This is a genomic window from Haloarcula pelagica (assembly GCF_030127105.1).
Taxonomy (GTDB): domain Archaea; phylum Halobacteriota; class Halobacteria; order Halobacteriales; family Haloarculaceae; genus Haloarcula; species Haloarcula pelagica.
Window position 1 is genome coordinate 671,105 of the sequence record NZ_CP126161.1, and the last position, 20,056, is coordinate 691,160.

At 67.6% G+C, this 20,056-nt stretch carries 23 protein-coding genes; 10 read left to right on the forward strand and 13 right to left on the reverse strand.

The genetic code is table 11. The features are described from left to right. Window positions 1-30: 30 nt before the first annotated feature. Window positions 31-831 (reverse strand): TrmB family transcriptional regulator, encoded by an 801-nt coding sequence (locus tag P1L40_RS03670; RefSeq protein WP_284009958.1) that lies wholly within the window; start codon window positions 829-831, stop codon window positions 31-33. Window positions 832-974: 143 nt separating this feature from the next. On the opposite strand from P1L40_RS03670, the gene P1L40_RS03675 reads away from it, so the two are divergent. Continuing rightward, window positions 975-1,307: a DMT family transporter gene (locus P1L40_RS03675; RefSeq protein ID WP_284009959.1), complete on the forward strand. Its 333-nt coding sequence runs from the start codon at window positions 975-977 to the stop codon at window positions 1,305-1,307. 139 nt (window positions 1,308-1,446) lie between these two features. On the opposite strand, the gene P1L40_RS03680 is transcribed toward P1L40_RS03675, so the two are convergent. Beyond that, the gene (locus P1L40_RS03680; protein WP_284009960.1) at window positions 1,447-2,118 is read right to left on the reverse strand and encodes a TIGR00266 family protein; all 672 of its coding nucleotides are present in this window, start codon (window positions 2,116-2,118) and stop codon (window positions 1,447-1,449) included. A gap of 224 nt (window positions 2,119-2,342) precedes the next feature. Between P1L40_RS03680 and P1L40_RS03685 the strand changes: the two genes are divergently transcribed. The 3 genes from P1L40_RS03685 to P1L40_RS03695 are packed head-to-tail and all read left to right on the forward strand — an operon-like array spanning window position 2,343 to window position 4,995. Then, on the forward strand, window positions 2,343-3,587 hold the full coding sequence (locus P1L40_RS03685) for an ornithine cyclodeaminase, nickel-pincer nucleotide-dependent (protein WP_284009961.1): 1,245 nt from the start codon (window positions 2,343-2,345) through the stop codon (window positions 3,585-3,587). 59 nt (window positions 3,588-3,646) lie between these two features. Then, window positions 3,647-4,084, forward strand: coding sequence for a hypothetical protein (locus P1L40_RS03690; RefSeq protein ID WP_284009962.1), 438 nt, complete (start codon window positions 3,647-3,649; stop codon window positions 4,082-4,084). Then, on the forward strand, window positions 4,081-4,995 hold the full coding sequence (locus P1L40_RS03695) for a hypothetical protein (protein WP_284009963.1): 915 nt from the start codon (window positions 4,081-4,083) through the stop codon (window positions 4,993-4,995). Before P1L40_RS03690 ends, P1L40_RS03695 begins: the two co-directional genes overlap by 4 nt. 7 nt (window positions 4,996-5,002) lie before the next feature. Here the strand turns inward: P1L40_RS03695 and P1L40_RS03700 are convergent, their stop codons facing one another. Beyond that, window positions 5,003-5,275, reverse strand: coding sequence for a DUF7553 family protein (locus P1L40_RS03700; RefSeq protein WP_284009964.1), 273 nt, complete (start codon window positions 5,273-5,275; stop codon window positions 5,003-5,005). Between the two features lie 75 nt (window positions 5,276-5,350). Between P1L40_RS03700 and P1L40_RS03705 the strand changes: the two genes are divergently transcribed. Further along, the gene (locus P1L40_RS03705; protein ID WP_284009965.1) at window positions 5,351-6,661 is read left to right on the forward strand and encodes a phosphoribosylamine--glycine ligase; all 1,311 of its coding nucleotides are present in this window, start codon (window positions 5,351-5,353) and stop codon (window positions 6,659-6,661) included. Between the two features lie 89 nt (window positions 6,662-6,750). Continuing rightward, window positions 6,751-7,746: a DUF368 domain-containing protein gene (locus P1L40_RS03710; protein WP_284009966.1), complete on the forward strand. Its 996-nt coding sequence runs from the start codon at window positions 6,751-6,753 to the stop codon at window positions 7,744-7,746. A gap of 5 nt (window positions 7,747-7,751) precedes the next feature. On the opposite strand, the gene P1L40_RS03715 is transcribed toward P1L40_RS03710, so the two are convergent. The 4 genes from P1L40_RS03715 to crtD all read right to left on the reverse strand — a co-directional run bounded on the left by P1L40_RS03715 (window position 7,752) and on the right by crtD (window position 12,141). Beyond that, entirely contained in the window at window positions 7,752-8,852 is a 1,101-nt protein-coding gene (locus tag P1L40_RS03715; RefSeq protein ID WP_284009967.1) for an NADH:flavin oxidoreductase/NADH oxidase, read from the reverse strand. Window positions 8,853-8,913: 61 nt separating this feature from the next. Then, a complete protein-coding gene (gene cruF / locus P1L40_RS03720; protein ID WP_284009968.1) occupies window positions 8,914-9,780 on the reverse strand; it encodes a bisanhydrobacterioruberin hydratase in 867 nt (288 codons plus the stop codon). Continuing rightward, window positions 9,773-10,657 carry a prenyltransferase gene (locus P1L40_RS03725; RefSeq protein WP_284009969.1) on the reverse strand — a complete coding sequence of 295 codons (885 nt, stop codon included), beginning with the start codon at window positions 10,655-10,657 and terminating at the stop codon, window positions 9,773-9,775. The genes cruF and P1L40_RS03725 overlap by 8 nt, the downstream gene beginning before the upstream one ends. After that, entirely contained in the window at window positions 10,654-12,141 is a 1,488-nt protein-coding gene (gene crtD / locus P1L40_RS03730) for a carotenoid 3,4-desaturase (protein ID WP_284009970.1), read from the reverse strand. The genes P1L40_RS03725 and crtD overlap by 4 nt, the downstream gene beginning before the upstream one ends. Window positions 12,142-12,281: 140 nt before the next feature. Here crtD and P1L40_RS03735 point away from each other — a divergent pair, with 140 nt between their 5' ends. Together P1L40_RS03735 and P1L40_RS03740 are read left to right on the forward strand one after the other, a co-directional pair. Further along, entirely contained in the window at window positions 12,282-13,154 is an 873-nt protein-coding gene (locus tag P1L40_RS03735; protein WP_284009971.1) for a ZIP family metal transporter, read from the forward strand. Window positions 13,155-13,204: 50 nt separating this feature from the next. After that, complete coding sequence (locus P1L40_RS03740) at window positions 13,205-13,750, forward strand: cupin domain-containing protein (protein ID WP_284009972.1); 546 nt, start codon at window positions 13,205-13,207, stop codon at window positions 13,748-13,750. A 1-nt stretch (window position 13,751) separates the two neighbouring features. Here P1L40_RS03740 and P1L40_RS03745 read toward each other — a convergent pair whose 3' ends face one another. The 6 genes from P1L40_RS03745 to P1L40_RS03770 form a co-directional block, all read right to left on the reverse strand. After that, window positions 13,752-14,627, reverse strand: coding sequence for a hypothetical protein (locus P1L40_RS03745; RefSeq protein ID WP_284009973.1), 876 nt, complete (start codon window positions 14,625-14,627; stop codon window positions 13,752-13,754). Window positions 14,628-14,689: 62 nt separating this feature from the next. Beyond that, the gene (locus P1L40_RS03750) at window positions 14,690-15,253 is read right to left on the reverse strand and encodes an NUDIX hydrolase (RefSeq protein ID WP_284009974.1); all 564 of its coding nucleotides are present in this window, start codon (window positions 15,251-15,253) and stop codon (window positions 14,690-14,692) included. 24 nt (window positions 15,254-15,277) lie between these two features. Continuing rightward, window positions 15,278-15,601, reverse strand: coding sequence for a transcription factor S (locus tag P1L40_RS03755; protein WP_284009975.1), 324 nt, complete (start codon window positions 15,599-15,601; stop codon window positions 15,278-15,280). A gap of 32 nt (window positions 15,602-15,633) precedes the next feature. Then, window positions 15,634-16,437 carry a DUF8135 domain-containing protein gene (locus P1L40_RS03760; protein ID WP_284009976.1) on the reverse strand — a complete coding sequence of 268 codons (804 nt, stop codon included), beginning with the start codon at window positions 16,435-16,437 and terminating at the stop codon, window positions 15,634-15,636. Then, entirely contained in the window at window positions 16,430-17,290 is an 861-nt protein-coding gene (locus P1L40_RS03765; RefSeq protein ID WP_284009977.1) for a ribbon-helix-helix protein, CopG family, read from the reverse strand. The genes P1L40_RS03760 and P1L40_RS03765 overlap by 8 nt, the downstream gene beginning before the upstream one ends. 65 nt (window positions 17,291-17,355) lie before the next feature. Then, a complete protein-coding gene (locus P1L40_RS03770; protein ID WP_284009978.1) occupies window positions 17,356-18,192 on the reverse strand; it encodes an HTR-like protein in 837 nt (278 codons plus the stop codon). A gap of 163 nt (window positions 18,193-18,355) precedes the next feature. Between P1L40_RS03770 and P1L40_RS03775 the strand changes: the two genes are divergently transcribed. Both P1L40_RS03775 and P1L40_RS03780 read left to right on the forward strand, forming a co-directional pair. After that, on the forward strand, window positions 18,356-19,081 hold the full coding sequence (locus P1L40_RS03775; RefSeq protein WP_284009979.1) for an HNH endonuclease: 726 nt from the start codon (window positions 18,356-18,358) through the stop codon (window positions 19,079-19,081). A gap of 68 nt (window positions 19,082-19,149) precedes the next feature. Beyond that, window positions 19,150-20,043, forward strand: a complete 894-nt coding sequence (locus P1L40_RS03780; RefSeq protein WP_284009980.1) for a Vms1/Ankzf1 family peptidyl-tRNA hydrolase — start codon at window positions 19,150-19,152, stop codon at window positions 20,041-20,043. Window positions 20,044-20,056 lie beyond the last annotated feature (13 nt).

Genomic DNA, 20,056 nt, shown 5'->3' on the forward strand with positions numbered 1-20,056 from the left:
GCATGAGCACCCTCCCAGACCCGGGGATATCTATATACTGCCGTGACACACGACCGGAACCGCGTCCGCCCACAGCGCCCGGAACTGGCGTTCGAACGCGGCGACGACTTCGCTGTCCTGTACCGCGAGGACACCCAACCGATCTGAAGCGGTCCGGGGGTGCGGGATGTCGACCGTCGCGACCGTCCGGTCGAGCACGTCGAACGACACCGGGAGTTCGGGGACCGCGCGCAGGTCGGTCTCGGGTCGCCCTGTCTCGATCGTGTCGAAGACGCTCGCTGGGAGCGTGTCGAGCACGTCTTCGCTGACCACCAGCGAGACACTCACGTCCGGGTCTGTGCCGTCGAAAAACGCCGTGACCTCCCGCCGGAGCGTCTCCCACGGGGCAGACCCGTAGGGTGGCCCGACCACCGCGTGTACCGACGAGGTGGCCGTTCGGACGTGCTCTTGCAGCGCCGTCTCCATCTCCGCACTGCCGAGCCCTCCGAGCCAGATGTTCGCGTCCGCCGGAACGCTCGGGAGCAGGGTCGACCGAACCGTGTCCGCGACCCGGCGGTACCGCGCCCACTCCGCGTGGAGTTCGGCCGCCCGTTCGGCGAGGAGTTCGGTCACGGCCTCGTCGGGCGCCACCGCCGCGTACTCCGTCGGGTCCGTCGCCCGCGTCCGGACCAGTTGGCGGGCTTCGAGGCCGTTGAGGATATCGTAGATCCGGCCCCGTGGTACGTCGCTCGCCTCGGAGACGGTCGACGCCGTCGCGGCGCCGGTCACGAGTAACGTCCGGTAGACCTGCTCTTCGTAGCTCGACAGACCGAGTTCTGCGAGGGCAGTCATCGCTGGCCGGTAGTGCCTGCCGACGAGTAGTAGCTACGGGAACCGGGAAGAGGCTCCGACGGGCCTCGGCGGTGTCGAGAAACGGCCCGCAAGTGGCAGCGTATTTCGGAACGACCAATCACGGCGAGCAGCCAGCGATACCCATGAACCCGTACGTGTTGCTCGCCGGCGCCATCGTCTCCGAACTCGTCGGAACCACCGCGCTGAAGCTCTCCGACGGCTTCAGCAACCCGCTCCCGAGCCTCGGGGTCGTGGTCGGCTACGGACTGGCCTTCTATCTCGTCTCGCTCACTCTGGACGAACTCCCGATCGGTGTCGTCTACGGGACCTGGGCCGCGCTCGGTGTCGTCGGCGTCGCGGCGATCGGTGTGATCGTGTTCTCGGAACCGGTCGACATACCCGGGCTCGTCGGCATCGGTCTCGTCGTCGCGGGCGTGTACTGCCTGAACGTCCTGTCCTCGATGTCGGCTCACTGACGCTCACAGACGCGACAGCACCCCGAGCGCAACTCCACCGGGACCGAAACGAATGGATCGTCCGCCGTCCGCACCCGCCGATAGCGGCGGCGGGCCGGTCGTTGCGGCGGCGGCGAGGCCGCTCGACCAGGATGGGGGCTCAGTTGGATCGCTGCGGGATCTTCGGGATGAGCCAGGCGAGCAGCGCCCCTTGACTGCGTGACTGGAGCCAGACCGTCCCGTCGCCACTGAACCGACAGACGATCCCCTCGCCGCTGACGAGTGTCGATTTGAGCCCGCCTACCCGCCGGACCGTGAAGTTGAGGCTCTCTTCGAACGCGACGATGTGGCCCGTATCGACCACGAAGTCGTCCCGGTCGCTCACGTCCACCGCCTGGATGGCCCCGTAGCTCGACATGAACAGCGGCCCGCTTCCCGCGGCTTTCAGCAGAAACAGCCCTTCCCCGCCGAGGAACGACTTCGCGCCGCCGAACTCGGTGTCGATGTCGAGAGCGGGATCACCGGCGATGTACGAGGTGGACTGGACGTAGAGGGCTTCGTCGTCCAGTTCTCGGTGGACGATGTCGCCGGGGAGCACCGACGCGAGCTGGACTTCCCCGGGCGCCCTCGCGTGGAAGGTGTTCTGGAAGAAACTCTCGCCACCGAGCGATCTGGCGAGCGACTTGAGGAACCCGCCGGTCGCGTTCGTCTCCATATCGATCGTCGTGTCGTGGCTGACCATCGCGCCGGACTCGGCACGGATGCTCTCGTCCTGGTCGAGTGTAACGGTCAGGAGTGAGAACGACGGGCTGTAGGAGATTTCGTGCTCCATTGTACTGTATTTCGTGTCACTCGATATGAAGGTTCGTGCATAATTACGGCGAGTGATCGACCGAGACGTTCACGTTCGGGTTCACCTACCGACCGATGCCCCGACGAAGCCCGTCGCGTCGCCCGAGGATCCGGGGACGCTCCGTACCGGACGTGTGCCGGTTCGTGGGTTTCGACAGAGGGAGCACCCCAACCGACTTACTCGCCGGTCGTCTCAGTGCTCCCATGGCTGTCTCTCGTGTCGTCGAACTAGAGGGTCACATCATCGACTCCGGAACGATGCAGTCCTGTTTCGGCCTCATCATGGATCTGGACGGCTCCTTCACCGTCGAGGCGTTCGACATCGGACGCCGGAAAGAGGAGGAATCCTACGCCCGCCTGCTGGTCGAGGCCGACGACGAGGCCACGCTCCAGACCATCGTCCACGAACTCCACCAGATCGGCGCGAACCCGGCCGACCCCAAGGACGCGACGTTCGAACCCGCACCCGCCGACAAGGTGGTGCCACACGGCTTCTACTCGACGACGAACCACCCGACCGACATCCGCTACGAGGGCGAGTGGCTCCCCGTCGAACACGTCGAGATGGACTGTGCGGTCGTCGTCGAAGACGCCGAGCGGAGTCCCACGGACGAACCGCGAGCGTACACGAAGGTCCTCAACGCCGTCGAAGCGGGCGATCTGGTCGTCACGGGCGACACCGGGATCCGAGTCCGACCGCCCGACCGACCGCGGGACACCGGCGGCGCCTTCGGCTTCATGAAAGGCGGCGTCTCCTCGGAACGGCCCTCGGAGTCGACGATCCGCAAGATCGCGACCGCAATCGAGGAGACGAAAAACGAGGGCGGGGAGGTGCTCGCGGTCTGTGGCCCGGCGCTCATCCACTCGGGCGCCCGCGAGGACCTCGCCCGCCTGGTTCGAGAGGGGTACGTCGACATGCTCTCGGCCGGCAACGGCTTCGCCGTCCACGACATCGAGCGGGACCTCTATGGCACCTCGCTGGGGATGGACACCGAGACGCTCGATCACCCGCGTCACGGCCACAAACACCACATCTACACCATCAGCGAGGTGATCCGCGAGGGTTCCATCGAGGCGGCCGTCGAGTCGGGCACGATCGAGTCCGGTGTGATGTACGAGTGTGTCGAGAACGACCGGCCGTTCGTGCTGGCAGGGTCGATCCGTGACGACGGTCCGCTGCCCGACACCATCACCGACGCCGTCGAGGCACAGGAGGCGATCCGCGAGCAGGCCCACGAGGCCGACATGGTGCTCATGCTTTCGACGCTGTTGCACTCGGTGGCCGTCGGGAACTGCCTCCCCTCGACGACGCGGGTCGTCTGTGTGGATATCAATCCCGCGACGGTCACGCAGTTGCTCGACCGCGGCTCCGCACAGGCCGTCGGGATGGTCACCGACATCGGGACCTTCGTCCCCTTGCTGGCCGAGCAGTTGGTCGACGGGGAGTGAGTCGTGGGCGACGCGGGGGTGGAGATAGGCTTATGCCAGTGAGTGGAAAAATCAACGCCGTGCTCCGACGAACCCTCCTCACAGCGGCCGCGACCACCCTGGCCGGCTGTGGACTCGCCCCCTCGGACCCCTCGACCGAAGGGTATCCCCAGTCCCCGCCCAACGCCCTCTTCTCCTTCGAGTGGCGCCCCGACGAATCCGGGTACGAGGTGCGCTTCGACCGCGGGAACGCCATGACGGCCGCCAACACCGCGGCCCTGTACGTCACTTCCGACGACGACACAGAGACGCTCTGGGCCGCCAGCGAGGGCAGCGGGCACGACGAGATCGGCCCGCCGGCCGGCTCGTTCCCCGTCGAACCCGGCGCGTCGCTGCTCCATCCCTGCAAGCGAGCGACGCGGCTCCGCGTCGTCTGGGAGAGCGCCGACGGAGACAACTCGGTCGCGTTCGACAGCTACGAGTATTCCGCACCGACGACCACGGAGGGAACGGAATGAACCGCCGGGGCTACCTCGCGGCCGCGGGGACCACGGTGGCCGGGCTGTTCGGTTACGCCGGTGTCCGGGTCGCGGATGTCCGGCCGTACGATCCCGAACTTCCCTCCGGTGAGACACCCCAGGAGCGGATCGTCGCCGCCGCTCGACACCGCTACGCCGCCGACCACCGGGCGATCACGACGGTGACGGTGACACGCGACAGTGCCGGCGAGAGCGGCTATCGAGTCGGCCGGATTCGTGAACACCACCAACACTCCCGGCGGAAACACCTCTACGTCCTCACGACCGAACGGACGCCGCCGCTGCCGACGCCACAACCGTATCAGGGCCTCATCGGCCTGCTGCACTGGTCACACGTCACCGACGAGTCGCTGCCGCTGAGTTCGATCGTCTTCATGACCGACAGCGAGAGCGTCCAGAACTGGTCGGCGCCGGCCCCCGACAGCACCACGGCACGGCCGGATCTGGGCGCCGAGCCGCGATACTCACAGCAGGCGACCGACGGGTCGGGGATGTTCAGGGACGTACTCCGCCCCCACGAGGCCGAGTGGACGCCCGTCGACAGCGCGCGGACCTACGAGCTCACCACGCTCGACGACTACGCCAGAGCGGTGGTCCTCCCCCGGCGGACCGATCGGTTGGGCGGTGGCTGTCGGGTCCGCGTCACGCTCGACGAGAACGGGCGGCTCAGCCGCGTCGTCGACGACTGTATCGTGATCTCCGACCCCAGCGAACTGGCCGACGAGCCGAGAGCGGACGACCTGCCCGCGGCGCCCCGGACGATCACGTTCCGCCGTGTGACCGAGTTCGATCGCTACGGCACCGCGACCGCGCAGCGGCCGACCGGAAGCGTCGACGCCGGGCCACAGGAACGGCTCCGAAGTCTGCTCACCGACCTGACGATCTACTGAGACGGCTTCAGACGCCTTCCAGATCGGACCGGTAGTCGTCGATGTGGTCGTCGGCCACCGAGAGCGTCTCCGCGACATCGCTCCCGTCGCCGCTCCCGATGTCGTCGAGCGCCGACTGGATCCGCGCGAGCCGGCCGTGGTCGGGACCCCGGTCGGCGGTCGAGAGCCGGTCGAGCTGTGCCGCCAGGTCAGAGAGCCGTTCCCGGGCGGCGTCACTGGCTGTCGATTCGGCGGCCGATTCGAGCGCTTCGCTCGCAGCACTGAGTTCCTCGCGAGTCATACTCGGCCGTTCGCCGAACGGTGGTAAAACCGTTGCGACGCGGAGCTATTTACCGGCCCGAGCGGATGTCACCGTATGGACACCAAGAACTTCCTCTTTTGTTCGCTCGACGCCGCGTTGATAGCCGACCTCGCTTGGCAGGTCCACCGGGAGGGCCACGACGTGAAATACTACATCGAGGCCGAGCGTGATCGGGAGATCGGCGACGGGTTCGTCCCGAAGACCGACGACTGGCGCGGGAACGTGGCGTGGGCCGACGTGATCGTCTTCGACGACATCTGGGTCGGTTCAGAGGTGGGTACCGGCGAACTCGCACGGGAGTTGCGCGAGCAGGGAAAGGCCGTCGTCGGTGGCACCCCGAACACGGACCGCCTGGAAGCGGACCGAGGGTACGCGATGGACGTTCTGGAGGACCACGGGGTCAACACCGTCGCACACCACGTCTTCCACGACTTCGACGCCGGAATCCGCCACGTCCAGGCGAACCCCGCTCCATACGTCATCAAACCGCTGGGCGAGGTCCAGAACGTCAAGCGACTCCTCTACGTCGGCAACGAGAACGACGGCAGCGATGTCGTGGACGTGCTCCGGGCCTACGAGAAGGCGTGGGGCCACCGGATGACGGGGTTCCAGCTCCAGCGGAAAGTCGAAGGGGTCGAAGTCGCGATCTGTGGCTTCTTCGACGGTGAGCGGTTCGTCGACCGGATCAACTTCAACTTCGAGCACAAGAAGCTGTTTCCGGGGAACATCGGCCCCTCGACCGGCGAGATGGGTACCTCGATGTTCTGGGCGGGCCGGAACAGGCTGTTCGAGGAGACGCTGGGCAAACTGGCGGGGTGGCTGGCCGACGAAGGCTACGTCGGCAGTATCGACATCAACTGCATCGTCAACGACACCGGCATCTACCCGCTGGAGTTTACCCCCCGGTTTGGCTACCCCACGATCGCGCTCCAGCAGGAGTCGGTCGAGTCCTCGACCGCCGAGTTCTTCTACGATCTCGCACACGGCAACGCCCCCGAGGTGGAGGTCCACGACGGCTATCAGGTCGCGGTCCGGGTCGTCCTGCCGCCGTTCCCGTTCGACGACCCGACGACCTACGACGAGAACTCCCGGAACGCCGCCGTCGTCTTCGAGACCGAGCGCCCCGAGGGGATCCACATCGAGGACGCGAAGAAGGTCGACGGCCAGTGGCGGGTCGCGGGCGACAACGGCATGCCGATCGTCGTCACCGGCACGGGCGAGACGATGCAACAGGCCCGCAAGCAGTGTTACGACCGGCTCGACGATATCGTGATACCGAACATGTACTACCGTGACGACATCGGCGAGCGCTGGATCGACGGCGACGGCGACCGACTCCACGCGTGGGGGTATCTCGGGCCGTAGCTCGACGGCCCGCTTCCCGACGGAACGCGAACCGGTATCGGGTCGGGACTTCACAAGAGACTTGACCACCATCGGAGAAATGACCGGCAATGACGACCGTTCCCGAGGAGATGCCGACGCTGCGTAGTTCGGTGCCGTCGGCCCGCGAGTGGCTCCGGACCTTCGTGATCGGGCTCTGTATGGGGAGCGCCGACGCCGTGCCGGGCGTCTCGGGGGGGACGATCGCGCTCATCGCCGGTATCTACGAGCGGCTCATCGGCGCTGTCAACGCGATCACGCCCGAGCGGGTCGGTCAGTTCCTCGTTGCGCTGACACCGCTGGACGGCGGGATCTCGCTCCGGGACGCGCTCGTCGTCTTCGAGGAGATCGACGGCTGGTTCGTCGCCGGCCTCTGTGCCGGCATCGCGATCGCGGTCGTGCTGGTCACTCGCGCGATCCACGTCCTCGACCAGACCGCGCCGACGCTGCTGTTTGGCTTCTTCTTCGGACTCATCGCGGCGTCGGCCGTCGTGTTGTTGCGCGATCTCTCCGTCGAGACGCGGTTCCAGGCCGTCGCCGGCGTGACCGGGTTCCTCCTGGCCTTCCTGCTGTCGGGCGAGATCGAGTTCCTCGACGGCGGCGGACTGTTGTTGGTGTTCGTCGCCGGTGCCGTCGCCGTCAGTGCGATGATCCTGCCGGGGATCTCGGGCTCGCTGTTGCTCGTCATCCTCGGCCAGTACACCCGGATGTCCGAGACACTCAGTGACTTCGTCGACGCTCTGCTCGGCCTGGTCACCGGCGGCGGTGTCGACGCCGTCGTCACCCACGGCACCGTCGTCGTCACGTTCATGCTGGGGGGACTGACCGGTCTGTTCACCATCTCCCGGATCGTCCGGCGCGCGCTCGACCGGAACCGGCGGGCGACGCTCGCCTTCCTCGTCGCGCTCGTGGTCGGGGCGCTCCGCGCACCGGTGCAGGAGGTCCAGACCGAGGTCGGATTCACGCCGGAAGTCGCCGCGGCGTTCCTGGCCGCCGGCGTCGTCGGCGCGGCGCTGTTGCTCGTGCTCGACTGGTACGCGGTCGACCTCGATCTGGATTCGGTCTGATCCCTTCAGAACCCGAAGGCCCGTCGGTACTGTGGCGGCCCCTCGACCTCGTCGGTCGCGTCCAGCGCCTCGGCGGCGTGCAGCGCGAAGTACGGGTCCCGCAGGTGTTCCCGGCCGACGATCGCCAGGTCGGCCCGGTCGGTGGCGATCACGGCTTCGGCCTGTTCGGGCGTGGTGATCCCGCCGACCGCACCGACGGCGATGTCGCGCTCGGTCTCGGCGCGGATGGGCTCTGCGTAGCGCAGTTGGTAGTTCGGGCCGGCGTACTCCGGCCGTGACTCGGGGTGGATGCCGCCGCCGCTGACATCGATCAGGTCCGCGCCGGCGTCGGCCAGGCGGTCGGCCAGTCGAACGGAGTCCTCAACGGTCCAGGACTCGCGATCCGGGAGCCAGTCGGTCGCCGAGATCCGGACGAAGACCGGCTTCTCGTCGGGCCAGACCTCGCGGACGGCGGCGGTCACCTCGCGAGCCAGCCGAGTTCGGCCCTCGAAGTCGCCGCCGTAGTCGTCCTCGCGGTGGTTGGTCACCGGCGAGAGGAACTCGTGGAGCAAGTAGCCGTGGGCGGCGTGGACCTCGGCGACCTCGAAGCCCGCTGCAAGCGCGCGCTCGGCGCCGCTCCGGAAGGCGTCGATCACGTCTTCGATCCCCTGCTGGTCCAGTCGTTCGGTCCGCGGGGCCTCGCCATCGTAGGGCCAGGGCTCGCCGCTGGGGCCGACAACGTCCCAGCCGCCCTCGTCAGGCGCGACTGGCTCGTGCCCGTCCCAGGGCCGACTCGTCGACGCCTTCCGGCCGGCGTGGGCCAGTTGGATCGCCGGGGTGCTCCCCTGCGCGCGGACGAACTCGGCGACGGGTTCGAGAGCGGCCCGATGGTCGTCGCTCCAGATACCGAGGTCCTCCGGGGAGATGCGCCCCCGAGGTTCGACGGCAGTAGCCTCCGTCATCACGAGGCCGGCGCCGCCGACGGCACGGGAGCCCAGGTGGACCCGATGCCAGTCGGTCGCCAGGCCGTCCCGATCCTCACAGGAGTACTGACACATCGGCGAGACCATCACGCGGTTGGGAATCGTCGTCCCGCGGAGTTCGAGTGGGGAAAACAGCGCGGTCATCGGGCGGTGTTGGGGAAGGAGGGCAATAGGCCCGCCGGCGGCCGTCGATCCTGCCGGTTTCTCAGCGCCAGACCGCCCGGCCCAGTCGCGTCTCCGAGAGATCGAAGTCGAAGCGGTCGGTCCAGAGCAGACTGACCCCGAGCAGTGCGGCCAGTCCGACCGGGACCCAGTTCGCGTAGAAGAGGTTGATCCCGCCCCAGAGGAGGACGAAACTCACCAGGTCGTCGAGCATGAACTCACAGGACTCCAGGCGGCGGCGCAGGCCCGCGCGATCGAAGCCCAGGTCGAACAGGAGGACGGCGATCGACCCCGACAGCAGCCAGCCCCGGTAGTTCTGCCAGGGGACCCCGTAGAATTGCTGGAGTTCGTACTCCCAGAACCCGATGGCGACCGCGCCCGGATCGAGCACCAGGTCGACGAGCATGACCGTCGCGAGCGTCGCCAGCAGGCGCGGGAGCACGGACTCCGCCCGGCGACCGAGCAGGAGGAGCACGAGCAGGTAGCTGTTCAACACCAGCGGGAAGAAAAAGACCGGCAGGCCCAGCGGGACTTCGCCGAACAGCATCGGTCCCAGGTCGACGCCGTAGCTGAACTGGCCGTAGGGCCAGCCGGTGCGGACGCCGAGCAGTTCGATGCCGTAGGAGTACGCCGTCAGGAGCGCGAGCGCGGCGACGGCCTTGCGGTCGAGCAGGGGCGCGACCCCGGCGGCAAGCGGCAGGCGCATCACGAGCGTCCCGAAGAGGACGAAGAAGGGGTTGAAAGCGAGCGGCGGCGGCAAGAGGTTCTCGGCGCTTGCGAGCAGGGTCACCGCGCCGACGAGCGGGAAGACGACGGCGATCGTAAAGCGGTGTTCGCGCACGAGCGCGTCCAGCCGTCGCTCGGCTTCGGCCCGGTCGGCGGGGAGCCGCCAGCCCGGCAGGTCAGCCATACAGCATCACCCACAGGCCGAGCATCGTGAAGGCCATCCCGACGACGGTGTTGATCGCCGGGTACCACCAGTAAGCCTCGTCGATGTCGACGCCGATGCCGAGGATACCGAAGACCAGCCCCGGATAGATCAACAGCAGCAGGCCGAACACCCAGTGCGTGTAGGTGAACACGAAGGCGGCGGTGAGCCAGCACATCACGCAGTAGTAGTAGGTGTTCGACTCGCCCAGGAACGTCGCGGTGGTCTCGATGCCGGCCTCCCGATCCGGTTCGATGTCCGGGATCGCGGAGAAGGTGTGCATCCCCATCGTCCAGAGCCAAGCGCCCGCGACGGCCGTCGCCGGCGGGGCGACCCCCTCGATGGCTGCGTAGGCGACCACGCCGGGGAGGATGTACAGCCCGTTCGAGAGCGAGTCGAGGAAGGGTGTGGTCTTGAACCGCAGTGGGGGTGCGGAGTACTCCACCGAGAGGACGGCCCACGCGCCCAGCGCGACCAGGCCGAGCGGCGGGAGCCACGGGACGAACGCCAGTGCGAGCAGCCCCGAGGCGACGATCGTCGCGGTGATCGCGGTGTCGTCGCTGCGGAAGCTGACCTCGCGACCCTCGTCTTTCTTCGGGTTGTGCTCGTCGATGTCGGCGTCGAAGATGTCGTTGACGCCGTAGAGGAAGACGTTCGCCGGCAGCGTGAAGTAGAGCAACAGCGCGACAGACAGCGGCGAGAACAGCTGTGTCGGGTCGTCGGCCGCGTAGGTCGCCGCGACGATGACCGGCCCGCCCTGGTAGAGCCAGAACCGCGGCCGGGAGAGCCGCAGGAGGTAGCCCACTCGCGTCTCCTCGGAGGGGACGACCTCGGCGAGACGGTCCGTGACGGTGCTCATTGGGCGTCGTCGATCAGAGCCTTGGCGGTGTGTTCGCCGCTGATGAGACACATCGGGACCCCGATGCCGGGCGTCGTGAACGACCCCGTGAAGTAGAGCCCGTCGACGGCCGAGGAGCGGTTGTTCGGCCGCAGGAGTGCGGTCTGGCGCAGCGTGTGCGCCAGACCGAGGGCGGTCCCCTCGGTGGCGTTGTACCGCTCGCCGAAGTCCGAGACGGCGAACTGTTTCTCGTAGACGATTCGGTCCCGCAGGTCGACGCCGGTGTTGTCGGCGATGTCGGCCAGTATCTTCTCGCGGTACTCCTCGCGGATCTCGTCGCCGTCGTGGAGTCCGGGCGCGATGGGAACGAGGACGAACAGGTTCGAGTGGCCCTCGGGAGCGACCGTGTCGTCGGTCTTCGAGGGGACACAGAGGTAGTAGGCCGGGTCGTCGGGCCAGTCGGGTTCCTCGAAGATGTCGTCGAAGTGGGGCTCCCAGTCGGTCGGGAGCACGAGCGTGTGGTGTTTCAGGGGCTCGACATCGCCCTCGACGCCCATGTACATGAGAAACGCCGAGGGGGCGTACGTCCGGTCGTCCCAGTAGTCGTCGTCGTACTGGCGTTCGTGGTCGGGCAGGAGTTCCCGTTCGGCGTGGGCGTAGTCGGCGTTGACGACCACGCGGTCAGGGTGGGACACGTCGCCGTCTGTCGTCTGGACGAGGAAGCCGTCCTTCCGGCGGGTGATCTCGTCGACCTCGGCGCCGGGCTCGTAGGTGACACCGAGTTCGGTCCCCAGTTCCACGAGCCCGTCGACGACGCTGTAGATGCCGCCCTCGGGGTAGTAGACGCCGAGGTTGAAGTCGACGTGGCTCATCATGTTGTACAGCGCCGGAGTGTTCTTCGGGGACCCGCCGAGGAAGACCAGCGTGTACTGCATGATCTGCTGGAGCTTCGGGTGCTCGAAGTAGTCCTCGACGTGGCCCTGCATCGACCCGATCAACTGGAGCCCGACCGGGGCGGCCGTCATCACGTCCAGATCGATCCAGTCCCGCAGGCGCGACCGGTCCTCGTAGACGAACTTGTTCATCGCCGTCTCGTAGTGGCGCTCGCTCGTGGCGAGGTAGTCCTCGAACGCCTCGCCGGCACCGGGTTCGTAGGACTCGAACAGCTCGCGCATCTCCTCGTGGTCGCCGGTCACGTCCAGCTGGTCGCCGTCCTTGAAGAAGATACGGTAGTGGGGGTCGAGCCGTTCTAGCTCGTAGAAGTCGCTCGGCTCGCGCCCGAAGTACGCGAAGAAGCGCTCGAAGACATCGGGCATCAGGTACCAGGAGGGACCCATGTCGAACCGGAACCCGTCGGCCTCCAACCGGGAGGCGCGGCCGCCGACGTGGTCGTTCTTTTCCAGCACGCGGACATCGGCACCGGCGTCGGCCAGATAGCAGGCCGCAGAGAGTCCGCCGAAGCCACCACCGACGACCGTAACCGTCGTTCCGGAGAAGGAACTCATTGTCTGTAGAGCGGGCCGGAACGACCATAAAACGGTCGCCCAACAGCGTTGTGTATGGTACGTGCCATCGCCTCACGCACCTCACAGGACCCGCCCGATACCCGAGGGATTTATTAGTAACCATCCATTGGTGGTAGCTAATGGCTATTAACGACGTTACAGTTTTTAATAATGCGACCCGGCCGTCGATCGCCGGTATCGCCAGCGTGGTCGCCCTGGCTGCGCTGTCGGCGTTGGCGTTCGCCGGCGGGCTCACGAAGGTACTGGTCATCTCGTGGGTCGCGTTCGCAGCGATGGCGCTCGGGGCGTGGCTGAGCGTCCGGACCGAGCGGACCAACCCACACCGGCTCGTCTGGGGGTACGGCCTCGCCAGCGGCGCGATGGTCACCTCGGCGGCGATGTTTCTGGTCCCGCAGGCGATGGGACTTGGCGGACAGGCGGGGTCGCCGCGTCTGGGCGGTATCGGCATCGCGCTGGGTCTTGTCGTCGGCTACGGCAGCCACACCATCGGCCACCGGCTCACCCACGTCGAGACGAGTTTCGACACGACGACGGCCGCCATCGCCGCTCACGCGCTCTCGGCCGGCCTCATCATCGGCCTCGTGTACGGCTCGATGCCGACGCTCGGGCTCTTGCTCGGGCTGGCGATCGTCTCGCACAAGGGGCCGGCCGGCTACGCGGCCGCTCGACGGCTGGCTCGGAACGGGAAGTCCGTGACCGCGCTCTTGCTCCCCGCGGCCGGCGTCGGCCTGACGGCGATCCCGTCGGCGCTGCTGGCCGTCCCGCAGGCCCCCGCGCTCAACGCCGTCGTCTTCGGGTTCGCCGCGGGGATCTTCCTCCACGTCGCGATGGACTTCCTGCCCAACTGCGAGGCCGGGAGCGAGATCGACGAGGTCTGTTCGCTGCACGAACACTCCCACGACCTGCTCGACGAGTTGCGGACCCACGCCGTCGGGTCGACCGTCGTCGGGTCGGCCGTCGTCGTCGCCGCCTGGCTCGCGCTCCCGGCCTGAGCCGGGGAAGCGTTTTTCACTCTCGCCTCGGTCGTCGGTACTGTTTCGTTATGAGCGACGAACGCGACCCGAACAGCCGCTCCGACCTGACCCCCCAGTCCCTCGATTACACTCACCTCCCCGACCAGACGATGTACAAAGTGTCCCTCGACGACGCGAGTAGCGTCCAGCAGGGCGGCGAGGACATCCGAACGTACCCGGTCTGTGTCACGAACGAGTTCAAGCAACTGTACTTCGAGATGGGACCCGGCGCGACCATCGACTGGCACACCCACACGCCCAGTTTCGACGAGTTCTGTCTGTGTCTCGCCGGGAAAGCTCGCTACACGCTGGCACAGGAAGACGGCAGTGAGCAGGTCATCGAAGTCGAACCGCGTGAGTTCGTCTACCTCCCGGGCGGCGCCCGCCACACGATCGAGGCGATCGGCGACGAGCGACACGAGGGCCTCGTGACGATGCCGCCCGAGCCGGTCGGGCGGATGGAACTGCTCGAAGGCGCCGCTCCGTACGACCCCGAGGACTGGCCCATCGCCCTCTGGGTCGACCGCAAACGCGACGAACTCGTCCGCAGGGACCCCGCGGCCGTATCCGAGTGAGTCACTCCGTTCCGCCCGCGGTCGCGGTTCCCTCGTCGGTCCAGCCCGGCGTCTTCGTCCGTTCCGTCGGCTTGATCGTGTGTGAGAGCCCCCGGTCCTCGCCGGGGATGTCGAGCCGGTAGGTCATCGCACTCGGTTCGGCGTCCGACGGGAACGGACTCGGGGCGTCGTGGGTGATCGTCCGCTCCGCACCGGGATCGAGCGTCCCGACGAGACGCCCGATCGGCGCCGAGGCGATCAGCGGGCCGGAGCGATTGAGCGCCAGCGTGTACCGGCCCGAACCGTCGCCCTCGTTTCGCACCGTCAGCGACAGCGTCGGGTCGGCGTCGGGACCGACCCGCTCTGGTCCGGTCATCGCCACGTCGAAGGTCGGCAGCGGCGCTTCGAGCCGGCGTTTCACCCGCTGTGGCGGTTCCCACGTTCGCTGGCCGAACTGGAGGCGAGCGTCGGCGGCGTCGCCCTGCTCGGGCAGCCCGAACAGCACCGGCCCGCTGCCGTCGGCGTACTCGACCCCCCACTCGTCCTCGCGGTAGAGCCCGCTCTGGAGCGTGATCGGCGGGAACCGCTGACCGTCGAACCACAGCTCGAAGTCGTCGTAGCCGGGACCGCCACCGGCGACCTCGACGACGAGGTACTGTCCGAACCGGTCGAAGACGCCGATCGAGTCGGGGGTGATCGGGCCGACCACCCCCGGCTGGACGGCCGCGCCCGTGATCTCGACGGATGTAGAGTCCGTGCCAGGCGCTGTCGTCGGCGTCGTCGAGGAGCCGACCGTCAGGTTCTCCGGCGGGTCGGCCGGCCCGTCGGTCGTCTGGAGACAGCCGGCGGTCCCGGCGGCGAGCGAGCCACAGAGTGCGAGGAGGCGGCGGCGGCGCATACGAGCCGCTTTCGCCCGTCGGTGTAAGTGCCTTCAGGTGGCTTCGAGCGGGTTTTGACCGTTCACTCGGTGTCGTCGGCTTCCCCGGCCTCGGCGGCTTTTCGCCCGGGAATCTCGTGGAGCGACTCCGGGAGGTTCCGGAACCACGCCGCGGCGAGGATTCCGTGTTCGGCCTTGCCTTCGGTGATGTCGGTCGAGACGGCCGTCCCCTCGAACTCCACGCTGAGCATGTGGAGGCGGTCGTCGGCGTCGGCGTCGTTGACGATGGTCTGCCAGCGGGCATAGTCCAACGACGACAGGTCTGCCTCGACGCCTGTCTGCTCGGTCAGCGTCCGCGACGCCGTGGCGTCGAGGCCGTCGTCGGTCGCCGGGTCGTGGCCGCCACCCGGCGTCCCCCAGGTGTCGGGCGCGCCCTCGTGGCGGATGAGCAGCACCCGGCCCTCGTCGTCGGTGACCCAGACGCCCGCGTCGCCCAGCCACCCCTCCCGGGCCAGTTGGCGCCCCTGTTCGAACAGCTCTGGCTCGTTGGTCACGGTCTGGCGGTCGACCTCGACCTCGCCGTAGCGGTCGACGAGCCGTTCCAGCTCCGCCCGGACCGCCTCCCGCGTTCGTTCTTCGAGCGTCATACCGGAACGGGGCGGGGGAAGGGGTTAATTGTACTCCCGCCAGCGGTGGCCACAGTCCTGACACTTGAAGAACCTCGTCGGCGGTTCGTCGGCAGAGCCGGTCTGTTTGATCGTGTACCAGGCCTTCCCGTGCCCACACTCGTCGCAGGTCACGTCGTTCGCGGTCGGTTTCCCCTCGAAGTTCGCGCCCTCCTCGGTCTCGATGAGGTCGTCGTCGCTCTGTTCGTCCGTGGTGACAAAGTCGGCGGCGCGGTCCTGGTCTTTGGCCGTCCGTGTGCCACAGGACTGACAGACCATCTCGTCGCCGTCGGCGTGCATCATCGAACCGCAGTCGTCGCAGAACTGCATACCGGGCGGTCGTCGGTCCGCGGAGAAAACGGTTACTCCTCGTTCTCCAGAGCGCGCTGCTCGGCGACGACCGGACAGTCTGCCAGCCGGACCGTCTCCATGTCGACGAACTCGATGATCTGTGCGTCCTCGTTCGAACAGCTCACTTCCGGGGGGCCGGAGAAGAACTCGCACTGCTCGCAGTACCGGTGTTTGGACACCTCGACGTAGCCCACGTCGGGCACTTCGTCGGCCGACGTGTCAGTGGGGTCGTCGTCCTCGGCGGTGAGCCCCTCCCAGACGGACTCGGCGTCGACGCCGCCCACGTCGACCCGCTCGAAGGCGCTCTCCCCGCCCTCGAAGGGGTCGCCGTCCCGGTCGTCCATGCCGGCGAAGGGGTCGTCACTCGAAGCCGGACCGGGCTCGTCGGCGGGTGATCCACTGGCAGTTGTCCCGGATTGGTCGGTCACTCCCTCTCGTGTCGCCGCTGTGTCGGCCGAGGCGGTGCGGTCGAACTGCTCCGGGCCGTCGAAAGGGTTGTCCTCGACCGTCGTGGACGTGTCGGCCGTGGTGTCGGCCGCGTCGTCGCCGGCGCCACCCGTAGAGCGGTCGGTGTCGGCCCCGGCCTGCTCGAAGGCGTTGTCAGCGTCGTCCTCGTCCGTCCCGCTCCCCTCGAACACGTCCGCGACGCCCTCGTTCGGTGTCGACCGGGGGCCGTCGAACACGTCGTCGAGATCCGACTCCGGCTCGCCTGTCTCCGCGTCTCCCTCGTCGTCGAGCCGTTCGAACGGGTCCCCCTCGCGGTCGTCGCCCGTTTCGAGGTCCGCGAACGGGTCCTCGCGCTCGTCGTCACTCATCGGTATCGCCCGCTTCCAGTTGCGAAGCGGTCACCAGCCGGGCCTTCTTCCGGAGGAAGCCGCCGTCGGGGCGGACATCCGTGACGGTCGTCTCGCAGTGGGGACACTGTGGCTCGGTGAGCAACGCGATGTCGACCTGCTCGCCACAGCTCTCACAACTGGCAGCGGTGATGCCCTCCTGGGCAGCAGCACGTTTGATCCGATCGACGGCCCGTCTGTGGGTGTTCTGGCCGCCCTGTTCCTCCCGGAGGTCGGTGACGACCCAGGCGACCCGTTCGAGTTTGTCCTCCACGTCGTCGAGCCGCTCGGCGAGGGCCTCGATCCGGTCGCCCCGGTCGGCGAGTGAGGCGTCGACCTCGTCGCGAAACGACGCCAGGTCGGCGGTCAGCCGCTCGACTTCGTCGTCGAGTCGGTCGAGTTCCTCGAAGGCCTCGTGGTCGTGGTCTTTGGGCGCCTTCCGGTCGAGTTCCCGTTTGAGCTGGATGACCCGCTCGCGAACGTCTTCGACTTTCTCCTGGAACTCGGTCTCGACATCGCTGATGTCGGCGTCGAGACGGCCCTCGACGGCGTCGACGATGTCGGGCAGTCGGTCGCCGATGATCTGCTCTGCCCGGTCCGTGACGCGGTCGTCGACGGTTGCAGCGATGTCGGCCTCGGTGGCGTCCCCGTCGACGAGCGACGATACCCCCAGGTCGTCGTCTAGCTCGTCGGCAGCCCGATACGACGCCAGTAGCTGTCGGACGACTTCGTCTCGGGAGACCCCCAGCCGGGCGGCCCGGTCGTCGAGCCACTCGTCGAGCTCCCCCGAGAGCTCGACGGTGATACTCCCCTCCTCCGTCGACTCACTGGCCATTACGTACCGGTATTTGAACCAGACAGTTAAGCGTTTGCCGCCGATTTCAGCCGGCGAAACCGGGCCTATCGGATCTTGCGAACGTCGCTGATGTCGAAGCCCGCGTCGCCGATCTCCGTCTCGAACTGGACGATGTTCTCGTCTTCGATCTCCGAGAGGACGCCCCGGAACTGCTTGATGACGAGCGTACGGGCACGGGTCGATCCGCCGGACTCCCAGGCGAAGCGCATGGTGCCGTGGGCGGCGTCGCTGAGTTGGCCGTGCCTGACATCCGAGAGCGTGTCGTGGTTGACATACAGCAGGATCAGTCCGCCCCACTCGTAGGCCGCCTTCTGGAGGCCGGAGACGAGGAAGCTGATGTCGGCCCAGGTGATCTCCTCGCCCATGCCGCTGATCAGGTCCGAGAGGGAGTCGATGACGACGAGGTTTCCGCCGGCGACATCGTTCAACAACATGCCGAGCGCGCCCAACAGGTCCTCGCGCTCGTGGCGTGTCCGGAGGTCCTTGATGTTGGGCGTCCGGTCGGCGTACCACTCGCGGGGCACCGGGCTGATGTGGAAGTACCGCTCGGAGAGGTCGTGAAAGTCGACGGCCTCGGTCCCGGCGTCGACCACGTCGTCGTCCATCGCGATGCGCATCTCCTCGACGAGCTGTGAGCCGCTTGCGGTAAACGAGATGTAGTGGACCTCCTCGGGCAGGACGGCGTTGGCCGACGGCGTCCCGTAGTGGAGGTCGAACAGTTCGTCGTCGGCGTGAGCGAGGCCGTTGACGACGGCGCTCGTGTGCATGAACTCCCGGGCGCCGGCACCGGCCTCGCCCGACAGGAGAACCACACTCCCGGTCGGCGCCCCACCGTTGACGATGGAGTCCAGTTGCCTGACACCGAACGGAATCCGCTCCATACACCCAGTCGCTACGGGACTCGCTTAAACCTGTGGGCGCCAGCGGTGGTCACGTCCGATCGAGACCGTGGGCACGCAGGGGACTGATCGCAGGCCGACGGCCGATCCCCGAAATTTACGTACTGTGCCGATGGACGTTACACCTACAGTGACGGAGAGTGAAATGAATTCCAAATACACTGATCCAAACACATACAGCGGGGACTACCCGCCCGACTGGGATGCCCGGCGTCGCTACGTCTACGAACGGGACGACTGGACCTGCCAGCGGTGTGGGACCGCGAGTGGGCCACACGGCGGCCAGGACAGCCCCGCCCTCCACGCGCATCATCAGACCCCGCTGAGTCACGGCGGCTCGAACGGCCTGAACAACCTCGTCACGTTGTGTGAAGCGTGTCACGACAGCGCCCACGATCACGAGATTGCCACCGAGCGGCCCAGTCGTTCACAGGGGCAGCCACAGTCCCGAGCCAGTCGCTCACGGGACCGACAGCAGTCACAGTCCGGCAGCCAGTCGCTGCTCTCCAGGGTCGTCCTCGGCGCGATCACCGGTCCGGTGGCCCTGCTTGCCACCCTCGTGGTGCTCGCCATCGGCGTCTGGGAGACCGGACCCGCCGTGTCGACGGGCTGGGTCCTCGCGGTCAGTGCCGTCTGGCTGCTCGTCGCCACGCGGTTCGTCGCGACGACACTCTGGGCCGGGTGGTGGGTCGCCCTCCTCGTCGGACCGGCCATCTCCGTTCACCCCCGGTCGTTCTGGGGACTGCTCCCGCCCCACCCGCTCGGGAACCTGTTCTTCCTGGCCGTCTCCGGGCCGTTGCTGGGACTGCTGTGGTCCCAGGTCGGTGACAGCGTCGACTTCTCGCTGGACGACGACTCGATGTTCTCGTAGCCCGAGCGGCGTCAGCCGCCGGCGCGACTGCTGTACCTTTATACACGTCGCTGCCGGCCATCTACCACATGCTGGACCGGGTGCTGGGTCGGGCGTCGCTGAAAGAACGCGTCGCCGACCTCGAAGAGGAGAAGCGCCACCTCGAACGGCAACTCGAAGCCGAGGAGGAGCGCCGTGCGGAGGCGACGACCGCTCGGCAGCGCGCCGAGGAGCGGGAGAACAGGCTCGAAGACCGGATCGAGGAGCTAGAAGACCGCGTCGAGCGGCTCCAGCGCGACGGCCAGGAGGCGAGCTTCCGGGCCGAGGAACGGCTCCGTCGGGACCGTCTCTCGGCGGTCCTCGATCGACTCGCGAGCGTCGAGACCGGTCCGGAGGGCGTCCTCACCGCCTACGTCGACAGCGAGGGGACGGTTCCGGACGCCGTCTCGACCGCTTTCGGCGACCGGGCCGAACTCGTCGCCCGGGCCGCACCCTGTCTGGCCGTGGCAGACGACAGCGGGCTGCTCTCGGCGTGTCTCTCCGTGCCGAACCCTCCCGAGCCGTTCGCCGAGTGGGGCGACCGTGTGGAACTGGAACGGTCGTGGTTCGAGCCGACCGGGAGCTACAGCGTGGCGCTGGTCCGGTCGGACCTGTTCGCGCTGGGCGAGTACGAGGGCCGCCAGCGGACCGCGTTCCACGGTTTCGACTCGGAGCTGAAGAGTCAACACTCCAAGGGCGGGTTCTCGCAGGCGCGCTTCGAACGGCTGCGCGACCAGCAGATCGACAGCCACCTCGATCGCTGTCGGGCGGCCATCGAGGCGGTCGGCCCAGAGCGGCTCTACGTCGTCGGCGAGGGGTCTGTGATCCACGAGTTCGAGGACCTCGCCGCGGTGACCAGCGCCGTCGACGCGACCGGTGACCCCGAACCGGCGCTTGCCGACGCCGTCGAGTCGTTCTGGACGGTGCGGCTCCGGGTCCCATGAGGGCGTAACTTTA